This is a genomic window from Streptomyces sp., from assembly GCF_019510245.1.
Lineage (GTDB): Bacteria > Actinomycetota > Actinomycetes > Streptomycetales > Streptomycetaceae > Streptomyces.
Window position 1 is genome coordinate 39153 of sequence record NZ_JAEKKT010000130.1, and the last position, 18368, is coordinate 57520.

Genomic DNA, 18368 nt, shown 5'->3' on the forward strand with positions numbered 1-18368 from the left:
CGGTGTTCAAAGGATGATGCGCTGCCGGATCGCGGCCCGGTGTTCCAGGGCCCAGGGGTAGTCGGGTTGCAGCGCGATGGCGTGGTCCAGGTCGGCGAGGCCCTCTTCGTGGCGGCCCAGGTTGGACAGGGAGACGCCTCGGCTCGCGTAGGCGTACGCGTACTCGGGGTCGAGTTCGAGGGCGCGGTCGTAGTCGGCCAGGGCCTCCTCGTCGCGGCCGGCGAGGCGCAGCGCGTCGCCGCGCTCGCAGCGGCCCCAGGCCCAGGCGGGCTGCAGGGCGAGGGCGCGGTCGAGGTCGGCGAGGCGCCGGCCCGGGTCGCCGAGTCCGCGCCAGACGCGGGAGCGGCGGGCCAGGGCCCAGGCGTAGTCCGGCTTGAGGGCCAGCGCGCGGTCGAAGTCGGCGAGGGCCGCGTCGAGGTCGCCGTGGCGTTCGTGGGCGGCGCCGCGGGAGGCCCAGGCGAACTCGCTGGTGGGGTTGCGTCTGACCCCCTCGCTGAGGTCGGCGACCGCTTCGTCGTGGTGGCGGGCCAGCCGGTGGTGCTCGCCGCGCAGGATGACGTTCCACGGGTTGTCCGGCTCCAGTTCCAGAACCCGGTCGAGGTCGGCGAGCGCGCCCTCGTAGTCGCCCGCCCCGCCCCGGGTGACGGCCCGGCCACGGTGGGCTCGCACCAGGGCCGGGTCCAGGGCGAGGGCGCGGCCGTAGTCCTCCAGGGCCTGCTCGTGCGCGCCGTCCCTGGCGAGCGCGTCGGCGCGCAGCGCCCAGGCCGTCGCCCGCCACGGCTCCTCGCCCCGGGTGCGGTCGAGCAGCAGCCGGAGCAGTCCGGCGAGCCCGCCCCCGGCGAGCGCCTCGGAGAGGTCGGCGCCCCAGGTCCGTACGGCCTCGGCGTCCGCGTCCTGGCCTGCCTCGGCCAGGAGCCGCACCCAGGGCCGTACCGCGTCGTCGCCGTGGGCGCAGGCGGTGACGAGGTCCGCGAGGACGGTCGGCAGCGCGGAGCGCGGCCGCGCGCACAGCAGGTGGTACGACTCGCCGAGCCGCAGCTCCCGCCATTCCTCGTCCGTCCAGGGCTCCTCGGGCCGCACGTCGGCTTCGGCCTCCGCGCGCCGTCTGCCGTACGCCTCGGCGAGCCGGGTGTGCCGTGCTGCCCAACCCCTAGGCGAGCGCAGCCGCTGCAGCCGGAGCATCGGCGCCCGGACGACGCCGTGGTAGCGCATCCGGCCCCCGCGCTCGTCGACGAACGGCATGCCCCTCAGCCAGGCGAAGAGTGCGTCGGTCTGGTCCTCGGAGCCTTCCACGACGGAGCGGAACAGGTCCTCGTCGAGCTGTCGGGGCAGCGCGCCCGCCAGCGCGGCGGCTCTGCGTACGGGGTCCCGCTCCCACTTGAGGAAGCGGTCGACCGCCGTGGCGCTGGGATCGCCGACCTCCGCGGGGCCGACGGGCCCGGACTCGGCCAGGGTGGAGACGAGCACCGGCAGCCCGCCCGTCAGCCGCAGCACCTCCGCGACCACCGGCTCGTCCCGCACCCCCTTGTCGGCGAGCAGCCCTCGGGCCTCCGCCTCCGTGAACGGGCGGAGCGGCAGGTCGGTCCTGAAGTCCGCGAAGCTGCCCCAGCGGGCCGTGTCGAAGGGGCGCTGGCCGGAGGTGACCACGACGACGTTGGCGGGCAGGGCGCCGTACCGGTCCGTGGTCATCACGTCGTGCAGCCAGGGGTCCAGGAAGGGGCCGGTGCGCTCGTAGGTGTCGAGGAGGAGGACGATCCAGGGGGCGGTGTCGGCGACGCCCGCCAGTTCCGTCAGCAGCAGGGGGGTGAGCACCCGCTCGGGGGACAGCACCAGCTGGACGTCCTCCTGGCTGCGGAAGCGGGCCCGGAGCCGGTCGGCACCCTGGGCGAGCCGGTCGGCGTCCAGGGCGACGGCGAACGCGCCGGCCACCGGGACCATCCCCAGCCCCACCTGTGCCGCCCGCGCCACCGCCAGACTCCCCGCCGACGGCCCCTCCCGCTCCTCCGCGCCGCCCAGCACCAGAGCGGACTCCACCTCGTGCCGCCGCTCCCTGTGGACGGCCAGCAACCGCTCCAGTTCCTTGACCCGCCGCCCCTGCGCCGCGAACTGACGGGCCAGGGCCGCCATCGCCTCGGGCACCCCGGCCACGCCCTCGTCGACGTACGCGGTCAGCGCTCCGGCCTCCCGGGCGATCTGCTCCAACTCCCTGACCAGACGGGTCTTCCCGACGCCCGCCGCACCGTGCACATGGAACAGGAACCGGTGCCGCTCGTCCTCCGGCGCCAGCTGGAGGTTCCGCCGGAACGCGGCCCGCTCCTCGACCCGCCCGACGAACCCGGCCCTCCGGCGCCGCCCGATCAGCTCCTGCATCGACGGCCGTGTCGGTCCCATCCGCGCCTCCCCCGCAGTCGGCCCACAGTGAGTCTGGCAGAGACCACCTGGCCGGACGGAGCCACCGCCGCGGCTGACTCCACGAGGTGTGGATCACTGGCCGGTTTTGGCCCCTTGCCGGGGGGCTCCTGCCGCTTCTACTTTTTGAGCGACTGCTCAAACGAAAGAAGGCGGCATGACCAGCAACAGACGTGCCTGGCTGCTCTTCGCCGGATGGCTCCTGACCGGAGCCTGCTACCTGCTCGCCCTGCTCACCGTGCTGTCGATCGGACTCTTCGTCCTGCCGATCGCCGTGGCCGGGACGGTCGTGCTGGCCACGCGCCGGGACGGTTCCCGGGGCCTGCCCGGCCTGCTGTCCGGCGCGAGCCTCCCGCTGTTCCTGCTCGCCTACCTCAATCGGCACGGCCCCGGCACCTACTGCACCACCTCGGCCGGCGGCAGCAGTTGCACCGAGGGCCTGCTCGACCCGTGGCCGGTGCTGGCCGTCGGCCTGCTCGTCCTCGGCGCCGGACCCGCACTGTTGCTCACCATCCGACGACGGCCGGTGCACGGCTCCGCGCCGAGCCCCTCCCTGTAGCGGACCCACCTGACATGCTGCCCCCATGTCGACACCGACCCCGCACCCGCACGCGTCCGTCGGGGCCCCCGGCCCCTCCGTCAACGGCCTTCGCCTGCGCGCGCGTCGGGTGAGCCGGGAGGTGCGCGGGGGCGGGCGGATACTGGACGACATATCCGTCGAGGTCGCTCCGGGGCAGCTCACGATGATCGCCGGAAGCAGCGGGGCGGGCAAGACCGTGCTGCTGCAGACGCTGGCCGGGCTGAGCGCGCCGACCGGGGGCGAGGTGCTGCACGACGGGGCGCGGCCCGGTCCGCCGGGGCCGGACTTCGGGTTCGTTCCGCAGGAGGACATCATCCACCGCGAGCTGCCGCTGCGCCGCACGCTGGTGTACGCGGCGGGTCTGCGCATGCCTCCGGGCACGGCTGCCGGGACGGTGCGGGACACCGTCGACCGGGTGCTGGACACGCTCGGCCTGGCGGAGCGGGCCGAGACCCCCGTGCGCGCGCTGAGCGGCGGTGAACGCAAACGGGCCAGTATCGCGGTCGAGTTGCTCACCCGCCCCCGGGTGCTCTTCCTCGACGAGCCGACGTCCGGGCTCGACCCGGTCACCGGCGCGGTCCTGCTGCGCACCCTGCGGGCGCTCGCCGAGGACGGCACCACCGTCGTGCTGACCACGCACGTCCTCGCCGATCTGCTCCGCGCCGACCATGTCGTGTTCCTCTCCGGCACCGGCGGGGTCGCGTACGCGGGCGCCCCGGCCGCCCTGTTCGAGGCCTTCGGGGTCGGCACGGTGGAGGAGGTGTACGAGGCGGTGGCGGGCGGCGCCCGCGTCGAACGGGCCGTACCCGCGGACGACGGGCCTGCTGACGCTCCCTCACCGGCCGTGCGGACAGGGCGGGTCGGCGCCCTGCGACAGTGGGCGCTGCTGACCCGGCGCGGTACCGCGCTGATGCTGCACGACCGGCTCTCGGTCGCCGTCCTCGCGGGCTCGCCGGTGATGATCGTGGCGATGTTCGCGGTGCTGTTCCGGGCCGGCGCCTTCGATCCGGCGGCACCGGATCCGGGGTCGTCGGCGATGATCATGTTCTGGATCGCGTTCGGCGCGTTCTTCTTCGGGCTGACGTACGGCCTGCTCCAGATCTGCACCGAGCTGCCGGTGCTGCGCCGTGAGTGGCTCGCCGGGCTGCGGCTCGGGCCCTACGTCGCCTCGAAGCTGACGACCATGCTGCCGGTGCTCGCGGTCGCGGACGCGCTGCTGCTGGCGGTGTTGCGCGCCCTCGACCGGCTGCCCGCAGCTGACCGGGGCACGTACGGCTCGCTGTTCGTGTCGAGTGTGCTGGCCTCGGCCGCCGCCCTCGCGCTGGGGCTGCTCGCGTCGGCGGCGGTGTCGGAGCCGGGGCAGGCGACGCTGATGCTGCCGTTGCTCTGCTTCCCCCAGGTGCTGTTCTCGGGCGCCTTCGTGCCGGTGCCGCGGATGACGGCGGCCGGGAGGGCGATCAGCTGGGCGATGACCAACCGCTGGGCGTTCGAGGCGCTGGGCAACGGGGTCGGCCTGGAGTCGCTGTGGCGGGACGGCGGCTCGCGGCTCGGTCCGCCCCTGCTGGCTTCGTACGGGGACTCGTTCGGGCACCCGGCGAGCCGCGGGTGGATGATCCTGGCGGGCTTCGCGCTGGTGTTCCTGGCCTGGACGTGGGTGGTTCTGGTCCGCAAGTGCCGGGACGGCGCGGCGCGGAGCCGGGCGGGGCGCTGATCACGGACGCAGGTGGCCGCGGCGCGGTGACCGTGGTGCGGCGTTCCCGGTGGGGCGGGTTCAGCAGCTCTCCCGTGCGGCCAGCCCGGCCGCCGTCGGTACCCGGTCCCGGTAGGTGGCGGTCACGAACGCCAGGAACGTCTCGATGTCCCTGGGCTGGGACGAGATGCCCAGGGAGACCCGGACGGCGCCCGCCGACGGCAGCTCCAGGAGCTCCAGGTACTCGTCCAGTGACCCCACCTGCGCGTCGGCCGCCGAGCGCAGCCGGGTCAGGGGCAGACCGAACGCCTCCTCTCCGGCGCCCGGATTGCAGAAGCAGCCCGTGCGCAGGGATATGCCGTGGGCGGCGCTGTCACGCGTGACGACGCGTTCGTCGACGACACGGCCGTCCGCGCCGAGCACGTTCAGCGCGACGGTGCCGCCGCGGGCCCCGCCGGCGCGGTCGGTGCCGTACACGCGCACCAGCGGTGAGCCGTCGCTGTGCCGCAACGCCTCCAGACCGCTGAGGAGTTGGCCGGTGAGGGTGGTGACATGGGCATGTACGCGGTCCATGCCGATGCCGTCGATCCAGGCGAGTCCGGCGGTCACGTCAGGCAGGGACAGGAAGTTGACCGTGCCGTCCTCGAAGGCGGCCTCGTCGGCGGCGAGGACGTGCCACTGGGCCTGCGCGCTGACGGCGTAGATGGTGCCGCCCGAGAACCAGGGGCGGCGCAGCCTGGCGAGGGCCGCGCGGCGGGCGATCAGGCTGCCGACGCCGGTGGGGTGCCCGAAGACCTTGTACCAGCTGACGGCGGTGAAGTCCGGGTGGTGGCGGCTCAGGTCCAGGACGTTGGTCGGGGCGAAGGCCGCCGCGTCGAGCAGGACGTCGTAACCGTGGGCCTGCGCGGCGGCGATCCAGTCCAGTGAGTGCTGGACGCCGGTGAAGTTGCTCTGCGCCGGATAGGCGAGCAGGCCACCGGCGCCTTCGCCCGAGCCGGGCGGGTCCAGGGCGGCGAGCAGCCGCCGCTCGTCGATGTGCAGGCCCGGTACGTACACGGTCGCGGCACCCCGCGCCCGTGCGTACTCCCGGAGGCCGTTGACCGAGTTGTGGTTGTCGAGCGACATCACGAGCCTGCTGTCACGGGTGAAGGGGTATGCCTCGCCGACCAGCCGCAGGGCACCGGTCGCGTTGGGGGTGAAGATCACGGCGTACTCGCCGGGGTCGGCGTTGAAATGGCGGAGCACCGCCCGCCGGGCCTCGGCCAGCAGGAGCCCGGAGGCGCGGGAGGCCGGGCTCTCGGAGTGCGGGTTGCCGAACAGTCCGCCGGTGATCCGCCGGGCGCTGCCCGTGACGAGGGACCGCGGGGGGAGCCCCGCGCCGGTGTGGTCGAGGTAGGTGTGTCCGCCCTCGTCGAGGTAGCCGAACTCGCGCGCCCGCAACTCCGCGAAGTCGTCCGCGTACACGAGGCCCCCTTCACGCTTCGCACAGAACTTCGACCACGGTACCCGCGCACCAGAGGGTCACCGCCGCGGCACGACGCCGGGGCGCCCGATCACTGCTGAACAGGGGGTGTAAACAACGAAGTTGGGGAAGGACGGTGACATGTCCACCTCCCACGCGCCTCGTGCGCTCTCACTCGCCGCTGCCGTTCTCACCGGCACGGTCGCTCTCTACATCGCCCTCGTCGCCTTCGGGAACATCACCGACTTCGGCACCAACCAGGCCTTCGTCCAGCATGTGCTGGCCATGGACACCACGTTCAAGGACGACGACCTGATGTGGCGGGCCATCACCGACAAGGGGCTGGAGAACACCGCCTACGTCCTCATCATCGTGTGGGAGACGCTGGCCGCGCTCGTGCTGATCGCCGGTACCTGGCTCTGGGCACGCCGCGACAACGTCCGCGCGCGGCGCGTCTCCACCTACGGTCTGCTGATGCTCGTCCTGCTCTTCGGCGCCGGGTTCATCGGGATCGGCGGCGAGTGGTTCTCCATGTGGCAGTCCAAGACCTGGAACGGCCTGGACGCCGCGACCCGGGTCCTGGTGCTCACCGGAGTCGCGCTGGTCGTCGTCCAGTTGAGCCCTTCGGGTCAGGAGGGATAAGGAGCGGCCTCGCGGCCCGCGCGGAGGGTGGCCGCCCACCAGGACAACTGGTCGAGGAGGGGCCTGGCGTAGCCGGGGGCCCCGGGATCGAGGGGGCGGCCGTCCTGCCACGCGGTGAAGTAGTTCGGGAAGGCCAGGCCGTCCCGGACGGTGACCGCGTGCAACTCCGTGAGCACGTTCTCCAGGTGCAGCACCGCGTGCCGGCCGCCGGCCGCGCCGCCGTAGCTGACGAACGCGACCGGTTTCGCCGTCCACTGCGTGAAGTGCCAGTCGACGGCCGCCTTCAGCGAGGCCGGGTAGCTGTGGTTGTACTCGGGGGTGACGATGACGAACGCGTCCGCCGCCGCCAGGGCCCTCGTCAGGGCGCTCATTCCGGCCGGGCGGGGGTAGGCGGCGCCCTCGTGCTTCGGTGACTCGGCCGGCAACGTCAACGGGATGTCGTACGCCACCAGGTCCACGACCTCCACGTCGAAGGCGCCGTGCGCGGCGGCCTGTTCGGCCACCCAGTCGGCGACCACCGGGCCGAACCGGCCCTCCCGGACGCTGCCCACCAGAATCACCAGCTTGTGCGTGTCGTGGTCCATGACCGTCAGCCTGCGATCGCGTCACCGGAGCAGCCAGACCGTGCTCAGACTGGCCCCCGCAGGGCCACGCTGAGCGCACCTCGGTCCGCCTATCCTCGACCGTATGGGGACACCGCTGGGGGACTTCGTCCGGGCGAAGCGGGACAGTATCCAGCCGGAGGCGCTGGGGCTGCCGGAGCGTGGGCGGCGCCGGTCGCCGGGGCTGCGGCGGCTCGACCTCGCCCACCGGGCCGGGGTGAGCGTGGAGTACCTGACCCGCATCGAGCAGGGCCGGGACCGCAACCCGTCGGTGGCCGTCGTCAACGCCCTCGCGGACGCCCTCGGCCTCGATCCCGCGGAGCGGGCCCATCTGCGCTATCTCGCGAAGATCACCGGCGGTGAGTGCGTGGCGCACCCGCGGCCGGCGCCGCCGCGGCGCGAGGTGCGGCCGGCCGTGCTGGAGACCCTCCGTCTCCTCGAACCCGGCCTCGCCCTGGTCACCAACCGGCTCGGCGACATCCTCGCCCGCACCGGCGCGTACGACGCGGTGCTGGGCGACACCGGGCTCCTGGACGCCGAGGCGCCCAACCTCACCCGGTACGTCTTCACCGACCAACGCGCGCGGGAGCTCTTCGCCGACTGGGACGCCGTCGCCGACGAGCAGGCCTTCGACCTGTGGCTCGGGCCCTCGGTGGAGAACAGCGAGTGGTTCACGGCGGAGCTGGCGCCCGTCGCCGGAGCCGACTTCACCCGGCGGGTGAACCGGCACCGGGTTCCGGCCCGTGGGGTGCTGCGGCTGCGCCATCCTTCGGGAGACGAGCTGCGGCTTCGGCGCGAGACGCTCGACATCACCGAGGACGCCCAGCAGCTGGTCGTCCTGCTGCCCGCCGACGAGGACACGGCCGACGCCGTCGAGCGGCTCCGGCGGCCCCAGCGGCTCCGGCGGCTCCAGGGACTGCGCGCCATCTCCTGACGGCTGCCCGGCCACCGCCGCCCCGGCGGCTACTTGACGACCGTCACCTTGGTGTTCGGCTCCGTCCCGAAGGTCCACAGGGCCGCGCCGTCCGCCGTGTGCATCCGGATGCCGCTGGTCTGCTTGCCGGCGGCGGGCGGCGGCGAGGAGCCGTCGACGGCGTTGGAGAAGGCGACCGACAGGCCCGACTTGGACGCGAAGTAGAGGATGTGCTCGATCTGGACGCCGTCCGAGCCGGTCGTGGCCGCCAGGGTCCTGGAGATCGTGTAGGTGCCGGGGTCGGGCGAGACCGTCCCCGGCCAGACCGTGAACGTGCGGGTCGCCTTGTCGCTCGCGTCGACCGTCCACACCCGCTTGGCGCCGAGCGAGTAGACGATGCGGCGGCCGGTGCCGGAGGCCGCCGGTACGTCGGGGGCCTTCGCCGGCGCCGGTGACGCGGAGGCGTGGGCGCCCGCCGACGCGCTCGCCGACGGGCGGACCGCGGCGGCCGTGGGGTGCGGCCCCTTGTCGGCCTGGACGGCGAGGAGGACGACGGCCACCGTCGCCCCCGCCGTCAGGCCGGTGACCCACACCCAGGAGGGCAGCAGTCGGGCAGCCACGGGTACGCATCTCCTCCGCTGTGAGCGCTCTGAGGCCCCCTGCCTGTTCGCACAGGGGTCGGATCATCGTACTGTGCGCCGCCCGGCCGCCCGACGGCTCAGTCCAGCACCGGCAGCAGCTCCGGCAGGTGCCCGTCGGAGGCCTTTGCCGCCCGCTGCCGCTCCTCGGAGACCGGCCCGTACAGCGTCGTACGCGGCTTCGCCGGGCGCCCGGCGGCCTCGGCCACGGCGACCAGGTCGCGGACCGACTTGTACGAGCCGTACGACGACCCCGCCATCCGCGAGATCGTCTCCTCCATCAGGGTGCCGCCCAGGTCGTTCGCGCCCGAGCGGAGCATCTCCGCCGCACCCTCCGTGCCCAGTTTCACCCAGCTCGTCTGGATGTTCGGGATGTAGGGGTGGAGGAGGAGACGGGCCATCGCCGTCACCGCCCGGTTGTCGCGCATCGTCGGGCCCGGCCGGGAGATGCCCGCCAGGTAGACGGGCGCGTTGGTGTGGATGAAGGGCAGCGTCACGAACTCCGTGAAGCCGCCGGTGCGCTGCTGGATGCCGGCCAGGGTGCGCAGGTGGCCCAGCCAGTGCCGGGGCTGGTCGACGTGGCCGTACATCATGGTGGACGAGGACCGGATGCCCAGTTCGTGCGCGGTGGTGATCACCTCGATCCAGGTGGCGGCGGGCAGCTTGCCCTTGGTCAGCACCCACCGCACCTCGTCGTCCAGGATCTCGGCGGCCGTCCCGGGGACGGTGTCGAGGCCCGCCTCCTTCGCCGCGGTCAGCCACTCGCGGATCGACAGGCCGGTGCGGGTCGCGCCGTTGACCACCTCCATCGGCGAGAAGGCGTGCACGTGCATGCCGGGGACGCGTTCCTTGACCGCCCTCGCGATGTCGAAGTACGCCGTGCCGGGCAGGTCGGGATGGATGCCGCCCTGCATGCAGACCTCGACCGCGCCGACGTCCCACGCCTGCTGCGCCCGGTCGGCGACCTGGTCCAGGGAGAGCGTGTAGGCGTCCGCGTCCGTGCGGCGCTGCGCGAAGGCGCAGAAGCGGCAGCCGGTGTAGCAGACGTTGGTGAAGTTGATGTTGCGGGTGACGATGTAGGTGACGTCGTCGCCGACGGCCGACTTCCGCACGTCGTCGGCGATCCCCGTCAGCGCGTCCAGCGCCGCGCCGTCCGCGTGGAACAGGGCGAGGGCCTCGGCGTCCGTCAGCTTCGTGGGATCGTCGGCCGCGGTCGCCAGGGCCGCGCGCACGTCCGTGTCGATGCGCTCCGGCGCCATCCCGGGGGCGGCCGCCTCCCGCAGCGCGCCCCAGTCGCCGTACACCTCGTCGAAGTCGTCGCGCCGGTCGGCCGTACGACCCTCGGAATCGATGGCGGTGTGCAGATCGGTACGGCCGGAGGCGACGAAGACCTCCTCCGGCTCCTGCCAGGGGTGCCCCTCGACCACCGCGTCCGGCACCGCGAGGCCCGTGACCGGGTCGGCCAGCGCGGCCACGTGCGGGCGCAGCCGCGGGTCCAGCCAGGGCTCGCCGCGGCGGACGAACTCCGGGTACACACAGAGACGTTCCCGCAGCTCGAAGCCGGCGGCCGCCGACTTCTCGGCCAGTTCCTCGATCTGCGGCCAGGGCCGCTCGGGGTTGACATGGTCGATGGTGAGCGGCGACACCCCGCCCCAGTCGTCGATACCGGCCGCGATCAGCCGCTCGTACTCGCTGTCGACGAGGTTGGGCGGCGCCTGGATGTTGCCCGCCGGGCCCATCACCAGCCGCGCCACCGCCACGGCCGCGACCAGCTCGTCCAGCTCGGCGTCCGGCATGCCGCGCATCGCCGTGTCCGGCTTGGCGCGGAAGTTCTGGATGATCAGTTCCTGGACACCGTGGTACGACCGGGCCACGCGCCGGAGCGCGAAGAGGGACTCGGCCCGCTCCTCGTACGTCTCGCCGATGCCGATCAGGATGCCGGAGGTGAAGGGGACGGAGGAACGGCCCGCGTCCTCCAGGACCCGCAGCCGGACGGCGGGTTCCTTGTCCGGAGAGCCGTGGTGCGGGCCGCCGGGCTCGGACCACAGCCGGGTCGCGGTGGTCTCCAGCATCATCCCCATGCTCGGCGCGACCGGCTTCAGCCGCTGGAAGTCCGTCCAGGACATCACACCGGGGTTGAGGTGCGGCAGCAGACCGGTCTCCTCCAGGATCCGGATGGAGATGGCGCGGACGTAGGCGATCGTGTCGTCGTAACCGTGCGCGTCGAGCCACTCGCGCGCCTCCGGCCAGCGGTCCTCGGGCTTGTCGCCGAGGGTGATCAGGGCTTCCTTGCAGCCGAGGGCCGCGCCCTTGCGGGCGACGTCGAGGACCTCGTCCGGGGACATGAACATCCCGTGCCCGGCCCGGCGGAGCTTGCCGGGGACGGTGACGAACGTGCAGTAGTGGCACTTGTCGCGGCACAGGCGGGTGAGGGGGATGAAGACGCTCTTCGAGTACGTGATGACACCGGGCCGGCCGGCCTCCGCCAGTCCGGCGTCGCGGACCCGGGCGGCGGACGCGGCGAGGCCGTCCAGGTCCGCACCGCGCGCCTGGAGCAGGACGGCGGCCTCGGAGACGTCGAGGGCGACGCCGTCCCGGGCGCGTTTGAGGGCGCGACGCATGGAGTTCTCGGTGGGGCCGGTTCCGCCGGGGCGGTCGGTGGGGCCGGTTCCGGGGGTCGCGGAAGTCGTCATTCCTTGAGCATACGTTCGGGTTCGGTGGGGGCTGTGGGGGTACGGTGCGCTGTCGGGTGCCGGTGCGCTGCGGCTGGTCGCGCAGTTCCTCCCCCAGCCTTCGGCCGGGGGGACCCCCAGCGCCCCTAAAGGGGCGCTCGCCGCAGCGCCCTTCTTTTAGGGGCGCGGGGAACGCGCGAGAACCCCCTGCTCACCCGCGGCCGTCCACCGCCCCAGCCCCGCAGACGAGTCGACGCACCCCTTCCTTCACAGGTACTCCCCGTACGCGTCCAGCGCCCCCAGCACTTCGGCCTCCCCCGCCGGAGGCAGCTGCACCACGACCTCCTCGATGCCCAGCTCGGCGTAGTGCGCGAGCTTGCCCGGGGTCGGGAAGACGGCGTAGGGCACCACCTGGAGCGCCTGCGGGTCACGCCCCCCGTCGGCCCACACCGAGCGGAGCACCGGCAGCGACTCGGTGAGCCCGCGCCCCCCGATCGGCATCCACCCGTCCGCGTACTCGGCGATGTGCGCGAACAGCTTCGGCCCCGCCGCCCCGCCGACCAGCGTGCGCGGCCCGGCCACCGGCCCGCGCGGCTTCTGGACCGGCTTGGGGTACGCGGACGACGCCCGTACGCTTCCGAACTCCCCTTCGTAGGCCGTCGGTTCGTCCGCCCACAGCGCCCGCATCAGGGCCATCCGGTCCCGGGTCAGCTCCCGCCGCGACCGCCAGCGCACCCCGTGGTCCGCGGCCTCCTCCACGTTCCAGCCGAAGCCGACGCCGAGCGTGAGGCGGCCGCCGGAGAGGTGGTCGAGGGTGGCGATCTGCTTGGCGAGGTCGATCGGGTCGTGCTGGGCGACCAGGGTGATGCCGGTGCCGAGACCGAGACCCTCGGTGACGGCGGCGGCCTGGCCGAGGGCGACGAAGGGGTCGAGGGTACGGCCGTACTCGCGGGGCAGGTCACCGCCCGCCGGGTACGGAGTGGTCCGCTCGACGGGGATGTGCGTGTGCTCGGGCAGGTACAGCCCGGCGAACCCGCGAGCCTCCAGCTCACGGGCGAGCCGGACGGGGGCGATGGTCTCGTCGGTGAGGAAGATCGTGACGGCTATGCGCATGCCCCATCTGTACCGGGGGTGGCTCGATATGTCCATACCGACTGGTCGGCATCACGCGTCCCGCCTTTCACGCGGCTATGCGCATGACAGACGGATGCCTGTGGATTCCCTGTCCTTCCGTGGGAGTTCACGTCCGGAGGGGAGAGTGGGCGGCATGTGTGAGGACACGCACGGCATCGGCAGGCGCGCGCTGTTCGTGACGGGCGCGGCGGCAGCCCTTACGTTGGGACCCGTGAGCTTCGCAGCGGCGGACGACGGTCAGGACCAGGAAACCCGGACCGTGAGCGGCACCCTGCCGCCCGGCTGCCCGGACTTCGTGTACGTACCGGTCGAAGTACCCGCCGGCGTACGAGAGATCAAGGTCTCCTACACCTACGACAGGCCGAGCGTCCCGGCCGGCACCACGGGCAACGCGCTCGACATCGGCCTCTTCGACCAGCACGGCACCGAGCTGGGCGGCAAGGGCTTCCGGGGCTGGTCCGGCGGGGCCCGCACGGAGTTCTTCGTCCGCGCCGACGACGCGACCCCCGGCTACATCCCCGGCCCGGTCCGCCCCGGCACCTGGTTCGTCGCCCTCGGCCCCTACACGGTGGCCCCGCAGGGCCTGTCGTACGAGCTGACGATCACCCTCACGTACGGCGAACCCGGCACCCCCGTCCGCCCGGTGTACCCGCCCTCCCGTGCCAAGGGCCGCGGCCGGGACTGGTACCGCGGCGACTGCCACCTGCACTCCTGGTACTCCGACGGCCGCCGCACCCCCGCCGAGATCGCGGCCCTCGCCCGTGCCGCCGGCCTGGACTTCATCAACTCCTCGGACCACAACACGCACTCCTCGCACCCGCACTGGGCGGACCAGGCCGGCGACGACCTGCTGATCATGCTCGGCGAGGAGATCACGACGCGCAACGGCCACGTCGTCGCCCTCGGCACCGACCCGGGCACCTTCGTCGACTGGCGCTACCGGGCCCGGGACAACCGCTTCGGCCACTTCGCCCAGCAGATCCACAAGGCCGGCGGCCTGGTCGTACCCGCGCACCCGCACGCCACGTGCGTGGGCTGCGCCTGGAAGTTCGGTTTCGGGGACGCCGACGCCGTCGAGGTCTGGAACGGGCCGTACACCCCCGACGACGAGGTCGCCCTCGCCGCCTGGGACGCCACGCTCGTCGCGTCGGTACGGAACAACCGGCAGTGGCTGCCCGGCATGGGCAACAGCGACGCCCATCGCGATCCCGACGCCGTCGGCTCACCCCAGACCGTCGTCCTCGCCGACGACCTGAGCCGCGAGGCGATCCAGGCGGGGCTGCGCGCGGGCCGCTCCTACATCGCCGAGTCGAAGAACGTGACGCTGAGCTTCACGGCGACGGGCGGCCGCGGCGAGCGGGCGGGCATCGGCGAACGCCTGGCCGTCGCCGCCGACACCCCGGTCACCGTCCGCCTGGAGGCCTCCGGCGTCCCCCGCTGCACGGTCCGCTTCATCACCGACGAGGGCGTCCTGCTCACCAGCGACCCGCTCCCCGTGGCCGGCTCGGGCACGGTCGAATGGCAGACCACCCCCTCCTACGCCGCCTACGTCCGCGCCGAGATCCGCCACGAAACGGCAGCGGGGCCCGTCCCGGGTGCTTTGGCGGCACTGACCAACCCGATCTTCCTGGGGCAGGGAGGGCAGCACCCCGATGGGGCGGCTACCAACGGGCTGACCCGCGATTGAGGTGGGGCGTGCTGGCCTGGCAGCAGTTCGGCTGGTGGGTGATTCAGCCGGCCGCCGCGCGGACGTGTACCAACTCGGTGCTCGACCGGTGGCGGGAGGTCCGTAGGACGGCGCGGTCGGAGACCAGGCTGGCGATGGCTCGGTGGATAGAAGGGCTCGCGCCGCGCTGGGAGGCATGATGAGCCATGGCCTGCCCGCGAAGGAGGTCAGACCCGGTCGAGGGGCCGATGCGGCTCGTCCGGAAGCTCCACCGTGATCGTGTCTCCGGGACGCACCACGCCGCCCACCTGGACGACGCTCATGATTCCGGCCTTACGCACGACGTTCCCGGCCTCGTCACGGCCGACGACCTTCTTCAGCAACCCGTCCTGGAAGTTGTCGATCTGCAGGCAGGGATTACGCAGGCCGGTGACCTCCACGATCGCCTCGCCGCCGATGCGCAGCAGTGTCCCGACGGGCAGGCCGAGCAGGTCGATGCCGCTCGTAGTGATGTTCTCGCCGAGTTCGCCGGGCGCCACGTCGAACCCCTCTTCGCCGACCTCAGTAAAGAGTTCCTCGTGAATAAGGTGGACTTGGCGCAGGTTCGGCTGGGTGGGGTCCTGCGCGACACGCGAGCGGTGCTTGACCGTGACGCCGGCATGCACGTCCCCCTCCACCCCGAGCCCGGCGAGCAATACGATGCTGGCCTGGTTGGGCTTGGTGAACGAGTACTCGCTGTTGCTGCTGACTGCCGTTACCGTCCCGCTCATCCCGCGGCCCCCTGTTCGGTAGAGATGATTCGCCACGAGCCTAGCCCGCGGCCCTCAGCGCGCAGCACCTGCGATCAATCGCGGGGCAGGCCGTAACCGGCGACGACGACAGCGCCCCGAAAGGGGCGCGGGGAACTGCGCGACCAGCCACGACGGCGCCGCAGACGGCAGACGGCCCATCGCGGCGCCCCAAGCGGGACGGTCACCCGCGTCCGTCCCGTCCGCGCTCGCCGCGCCGCAGTGCGCGCCGCAACTCGCGCCGCTGCTTCCCCGGCAGCGTGGCGGCCAACTCCCCCACCGGGGCGACGTCGTGGCAGACTCCGTCCCGGCCGCCCCGGCACCACCACACCGGCGGACCGGCCGCGTCCGTCGCACCCCCGTTACCAGTCGTCGTCGGTCCCCGCGGGACGCGCGTGCATGCCGAGCTTGTGCTCCCCGCAGACCGGCCAGACCTGCCAGAGCAGCTCCACAACGGTCTCCTGCGCCGCGTCCGCGACCACCCTCAGCACCGTCATCTCGTCGTCCGGCTCCAGCGGATCGCCCTCCTCGGGGTCGTACGCGTTCACCTGGTTGCCCTGCCAACGGCCGTCGGGCATCGCCACGTGGACCCGCCCCCGGTCGATCCCACCCGGGGGCAGGCTCTCTCCCGGGTCGACCATCAGTATCAGCGGCTCCTGCCCCGGCACGGTCGCCGTCAGGTCGCGGTTGACCACGGAGAGCGCGGCCTCCAGCTTCGGCCACTCACCGGGCTCGGCCGGCCTGGGCTTCGGGAGCCGCGGCCGGTCGTGGCCGGGACCGATGCGGGAGTACGAGAAGTAGTTCACCGGCGCATCGTTTCATCCGTGCCGTCCTGGTCGCGTTCGCCCACTATGAGTCGGCGCCGTGCCACAGGTCGGTGCTGTGGCCGGCGACGAGGGCGCTGACACCGGTCAGGACGTCGCCGGCCGGCCGCGGGTCGAGCCGGCGTCCGTCCCGCAGGCGCAGTGCGACGAGGTCGTCGGCGGCTTCCCTGGCGCCGATGACGGCCTGGTAGGGCAGGTCGAACTCCTCGGGCTGGTGGAAGTCGGCCTGGACGGTGGACAGGGTGGACTCCCGGCCGGCTCCGTCGGTGACCTGGACGTCGATCTTGGGGCCGTAGAACGCGGCCTCCCCCTCGGCCGCCTCGTAGGGCAGGCCGCAACGGTCGAGGACGTCGGTCAGCAGGGCGATGGACCGTCGCCACTTCTCGGGCGCGGCCACGTACTTGCCGCCGGGGCCCGGGAGGGAGAGCCGGTAGCGGGTCGCGGTGATGCCGAGCGCCTGGTAGGCCCGGCGGATCATTTCCAGCGCCGCCTGCGCCTCGCCGGCGACCTGGTCCAGGGTGCAGAAGATGTGCGCGTCGTTGAGCTGGATGGCCCGGACCCGGGTCAGCCCGCCGAGCACACCGGAGAGCTCGGCACGGTACATGCCGCCGAGCTCGGCCATCCGCAGGGGCAGTTCGCGGTAGCTCTGGGAACGGGAACGGTAGATCACCGCATGGTGAGGACAGAGACTCGGCCGCAGGACGACCTGATCACCGCCGAGTTCCATCGGCGGGAACATGTCGTCGCCGTAGTGCGCCCAGTGCCCGGAGATCTCGTACAGCTCCCGCTTGCCGAGCACCGGCGAGTACACGTGCCGGTAGCCCGCTCGCCGCTCGGCGGCGCGGATGTACTCCTCCAGGGTGTGCCGCACGACGGCGCCGTCGGGCAGCCAGTACGGCAGGCCCGCGCCGATCAGCGGGTCGGTGTCGAACAGGTTCAGTTCCCGGCCGAGGCTGCGGTGGTCGTGCACGGTGGTCATCGGGGTCTCCCTCGCTGGTGGCGGAGCAGGAGACCGGGCCTGTGACGAAGCCCCGGGGCACCTGCCCGGGGGCTTCGCATCAGGTCGTCTATCAGCGCGCCGGGACACTCTCCAACGTCGTCATCATGGCAGCGCGCTTCATGCCGGTCACCGTAGCAAGGGCCCCCGGGAATCCGCCGCTCATTTACGGAGCCCGTGCCGGCTGCCGTCGGCACACGGCGAACCCCCGCGAAAATCACGTGCCTCGATCGGGCGCGCCTCCCTACGCGGCCCCTCATGGACAGCGCCTTGACCGAGAGGAGGGCGCGCATCCGCTGGACGAAGCGGGGGGATCCGCCCGGAGGGCGAGGCGGCGCTGCGGGACGTCCTCACCCGCCGCGATCCTGCTCACCCCGGCCACCCGCTGCGACGTCGGAAGCGTGTTCGCCACCGGCGAGTCCTACACCCGACCCGCACACCACAAGATGGGACTGAAGCATCGGGGAACGACCGACGATGGCCGTGATCATCGGCACGGAATAAGCTGCTGTCAGCCGATGTCCCAAGACGCCAGAATCGTGTTGCAATGCAAGCAGCGGAACAGGTAGGCGGTCGGCTCGCCAATCCGGTCCAATCCCCACAAGAACTATTCGGTTTCTGCTGGCGCCCAGCCGTCACGCTGGTGATCTTTTCGGAGCATGGGGAGGACCTCTGGGTGGGCCTCAAGCTCGCGATACCCGGCAGGACCGAGGAAGGCCGCGCCATCGCCGCAGTGGTACAGCCAGGACTCTTGCTGCCAACCGGAAAAGCCGGGAGTGCGTCAGGTGATCTCTTCTACGACAGACAGAGGCACCTCGTCGGGCACGTCAACGGCATCGCTGAACATCGCAGCCATGTCGGGTTCCTTATCGCCTCCTCCCGGAATGCTCAGGGCACGTGACGCTGCCCCGGAGTGGATGCAGTGAAGGCAGAGGGAGTCAGGTTGCCGACCGTAGACAGGGCCTCGATAGCGGATGCGTCGCTCCATGCCACAGACACTGCAGACATGGTCGGTGCGCAGCGCGGACCCGGAAGCCAGCGGATCAGGGTGATATCGAAAAGTCGGCTCTGCCACGGGATCATTGTCGAAGCAGGTGATCGCCTGCTGCGGCGCGGTTGGCGGACTCAACGCGTGGCCGTCACGACATGTCCCAGTACGGCAAGGCCGATTCCTACGGTGAGGAGCGAGGGCGAGTGCACGTTCCAGCTGACCAGCATCAGTAGGGCCCCTGCTCCCCACAGTCTCGGCTGCCGCACATCGAGGCCAGCACGCCAACGATGAACAACCCATCCCCCTGATCCTACTGGCGGCTGTTGGCCAGGAGTTCACCCCTGGCCGTTGAACAACAAG

The 18368-nt window shown here is 72.4% G+C and carries 14 protein-coding genes and 1 pseudogene; 5 read left to right on the forward strand and 10 right to left on the reverse strand.

What is annotated here, in order from left to right; genetic code table 11:
- Window positions 1–6 precede the first annotated feature (6 nt).
- Entirely contained in the window at window positions 7–2391 is a 2385-nt protein-coding gene (locus JF597_RS16925; RefSeq protein ID WP_293995210.1) for a tetratricopeptide repeat protein, read from the reverse strand.
- Window positions 2392–2566: 175 nt separating this feature from the next.
- On the opposite strand from JF597_RS16925, the gene JF597_RS16930 reads away from it, so the two are divergent.
- The gene (locus tag JF597_RS16930) at window positions 2567–2968 is read left to right on the forward strand and encodes a hypothetical protein (protein WP_293995213.1); all 402 of its coding nucleotides are present in this window, start codon (window positions 2567–2569) and stop codon (window positions 2966–2968) included.
- A 25-nt stretch (window positions 2969–2993) separates the two neighbouring features.
- Window positions 2994–4700, forward strand: coding sequence for an ATP-binding cassette domain-containing protein (locus tag JF597_RS16935; protein ID WP_293995216.1), 1707 nt, complete (start codon window positions 2994–2996; stop codon window positions 4698–4700).
- A gap of 60 nt (window positions 4701–4760) precedes the next feature.
- Here the strand turns inward: JF597_RS16935 and JF597_RS16940 are convergent, their stop codons facing one another.
- Window positions 4761–6143, reverse strand: coding sequence for an aminotransferase class V-fold PLP-dependent enzyme (locus tag JF597_RS16940; protein WP_293995219.1), 1383 nt, complete (start codon window positions 6141–6143; stop codon window positions 4761–4763).
- 139 nt (window positions 6144–6282) lie between these two features.
- On the opposite strand from JF597_RS16940, the gene JF597_RS16945 reads away from it, so the two are divergent.
- Window positions 6283–6783 carry a DUF2165 domain-containing protein gene (locus JF597_RS16945; RefSeq protein WP_293995222.1) on the forward strand — a complete coding sequence of 167 codons (501 nt, stop codon included), beginning with the start codon at window positions 6283–6285 and terminating at the stop codon, window positions 6781–6783.
- Here JF597_RS16945 and JF597_RS16950 read toward each other — a convergent pair.
- Window positions 6771–7367: an NAD(P)H-dependent oxidoreductase gene (locus tag JF597_RS16950; protein ID WP_293995224.1), complete on the reverse strand. Its 597-nt coding sequence runs from the start codon at window positions 7365–7367 to the stop codon at window positions 6771–6773. The two genes, JF597_RS16945 and JF597_RS16950, sit on opposite strands and share 13 nt — an antisense overlap.
- 103 nt (window positions 7368–7470) lie before the next feature.
- Between JF597_RS16950 and JF597_RS16955 the strand changes: the two genes are divergently transcribed.
- Complete coding sequence (locus tag JF597_RS16955; protein WP_293995227.1) at window positions 7471–8319, forward strand: helix-turn-helix transcriptional regulator; 849 nt, start codon at window positions 7471–7473, stop codon at window positions 8317–8319.
- Window positions 8320–8348: 29 nt separating this feature from the next.
- On the opposite strand, the gene JF597_RS16960 is transcribed toward JF597_RS16955, so the two are convergent.
- The 3 genes from JF597_RS16960 to JF597_RS16970 all read right to left on the reverse strand — a co-directional run bounded on the left by JF597_RS16960 (window position 8349) and on the right by JF597_RS16970 (window position 12721).
- A complete protein-coding gene (locus JF597_RS16960) occupies window positions 8349–8918 on the reverse strand; it encodes a hypothetical protein (RefSeq protein WP_293995230.1) in 570 nt (189 codons plus the stop codon).
- 98 nt (window positions 8919–9016) lie between these two features.
- Entirely contained in the window at window positions 9017–11629 is a 2613-nt protein-coding gene (locus tag JF597_RS16965) for a bifunctional FO biosynthesis protein CofGH (protein ID WP_293995233.1), read from the reverse strand.
- A 246-nt stretch (window positions 11630–11875) separates the two neighbouring features.
- Window positions 11876–12721 (reverse strand): LLM class F420-dependent oxidoreductase, encoded by an 846-nt coding sequence (locus JF597_RS16970; protein WP_293995236.1) that lies wholly within the window; start codon window positions 12719–12721, stop codon window positions 11876–11878.
- Window positions 12722–12875: 154 nt separating this feature from the next.
- Here JF597_RS16970 and JF597_RS16975 point away from each other — a divergent pair, with 154 nt between their 5' ends.
- The gene (locus JF597_RS16975; protein ID WP_293995238.1) at window positions 12876–14429 is read left to right on the forward strand and encodes a CehA/McbA family metallohydrolase; all 1554 of its coding nucleotides are present in this window, start codon (window positions 12876–12878) and stop codon (window positions 14427–14429) included.
- A gap of 206 nt (window positions 14430–14635) precedes the next feature.
- On the opposite strand, the gene JF597_RS16980 is transcribed toward JF597_RS16975, so the two are convergent.
- The 4 genes and pseudogenes from JF597_RS16980 to JF597_RS55560 form a co-directional block, all read right to left on the reverse strand.
- On the reverse strand, window positions 14636–15178 hold the full coding sequence (locus tag JF597_RS16980; RefSeq protein WP_293995305.1) for an MOSC domain-containing protein: 543 nt from the start codon (window positions 15176–15178) through the stop codon (window positions 14636–14638).
- Window positions 15179–15558: 380 nt separating this feature from the next.
- Window positions 15559–16002 carry a hypothetical protein gene (locus JF597_RS16985; RefSeq protein WP_293995240.1) on the reverse strand — a complete coding sequence of 148 codons (444 nt, stop codon included), beginning with the start codon at window positions 16000–16002 and terminating at the stop codon, window positions 15559–15561.
- A gap of 43 nt (window positions 16003–16045) precedes the next feature.
- Window positions 16046–16990, reverse strand: coding sequence for an aminoacyl--tRNA ligase-related protein (locus tag JF597_RS16990; protein WP_293995309.1), 945 nt, complete (start codon window positions 16988–16990; stop codon window positions 16046–16048).
- Window positions 16991–17624: 634 nt separating this feature from the next.
- Window positions 17625–18308, reverse strand: a pseudogene (locus tag JF597_RS55560) (CbrC family protein).
- Between the last annotated feature and the right edge of the window lie 60 nt (window positions 18309–18368).

Bases quoted from the DNA above. Each gene is read 5' to 3' on its own strand.
- JF597_RS16925 (WP_293995210.1), bottom strand. From the start codon at position 2,391: ATGGGACCGACACGGCCGTCGATGCAGGAGCTGATCGGGCGGCGCCGG.
- JF597_RS16980 (WP_293995305.1), bottom strand. From the start codon at position 15,178: ATGAGCGGGACGGTAACGGCAGTCAGCAGCAACAGCGAGTACTCGTTC.
- JF597_RS16955 (WP_293995227.1), top strand. From the start codon at position 7,471: ATGGGGACACCGCTGGGGGACTTCGTCCGGGCGAAGCGGGACAGTATC.
- JF597_RS16970 (WP_293995236.1), bottom strand. From the start codon at position 12,721: ATGCGCATAGCCGTCACGATCTTCCTCACCGACGAGACCATCGCCCCC.
- JF597_RS16945 (WP_293995222.1), top strand. From the start codon at position 6,283: ATGTCCACCTCCCACGCGCCTCGTGCGCTCTCACTCGCCGCTGCCGTT.
- JF597_RS16950 (WP_293995224.1), bottom strand. From the start codon at position 7,367: ATGGACCACGACACGCACAAGCTGGTGATTCTGGTGGGCAGCGTCCGG.
- JF597_RS16975 (WP_293995238.1), top strand. From the start codon at position 12,876: ATGTGTGAGGACACGCACGGCATCGGCAGGCGCGCGCTGTTCGTGACG.
- JF597_RS16935 (WP_293995216.1), top strand. From the start codon at position 2,994: ATGTCGACACCGACCCCGCACCCGCACGCGTCCGTCGGGGCCCCCGGC.
- JF597_RS16930 (WP_293995213.1), top strand. From the start codon at position 2,567: ATGACCAGCAACAGACGTGCCTGGCTGCTCTTCGCCGGATGGCTCCTG.
- JF597_RS16965 (WP_293995233.1), bottom strand. From the start codon at position 11,629: ATGACGACTTCCGCGACCCCCGGAACCGGCCCCACCGACCGCCCCGGC.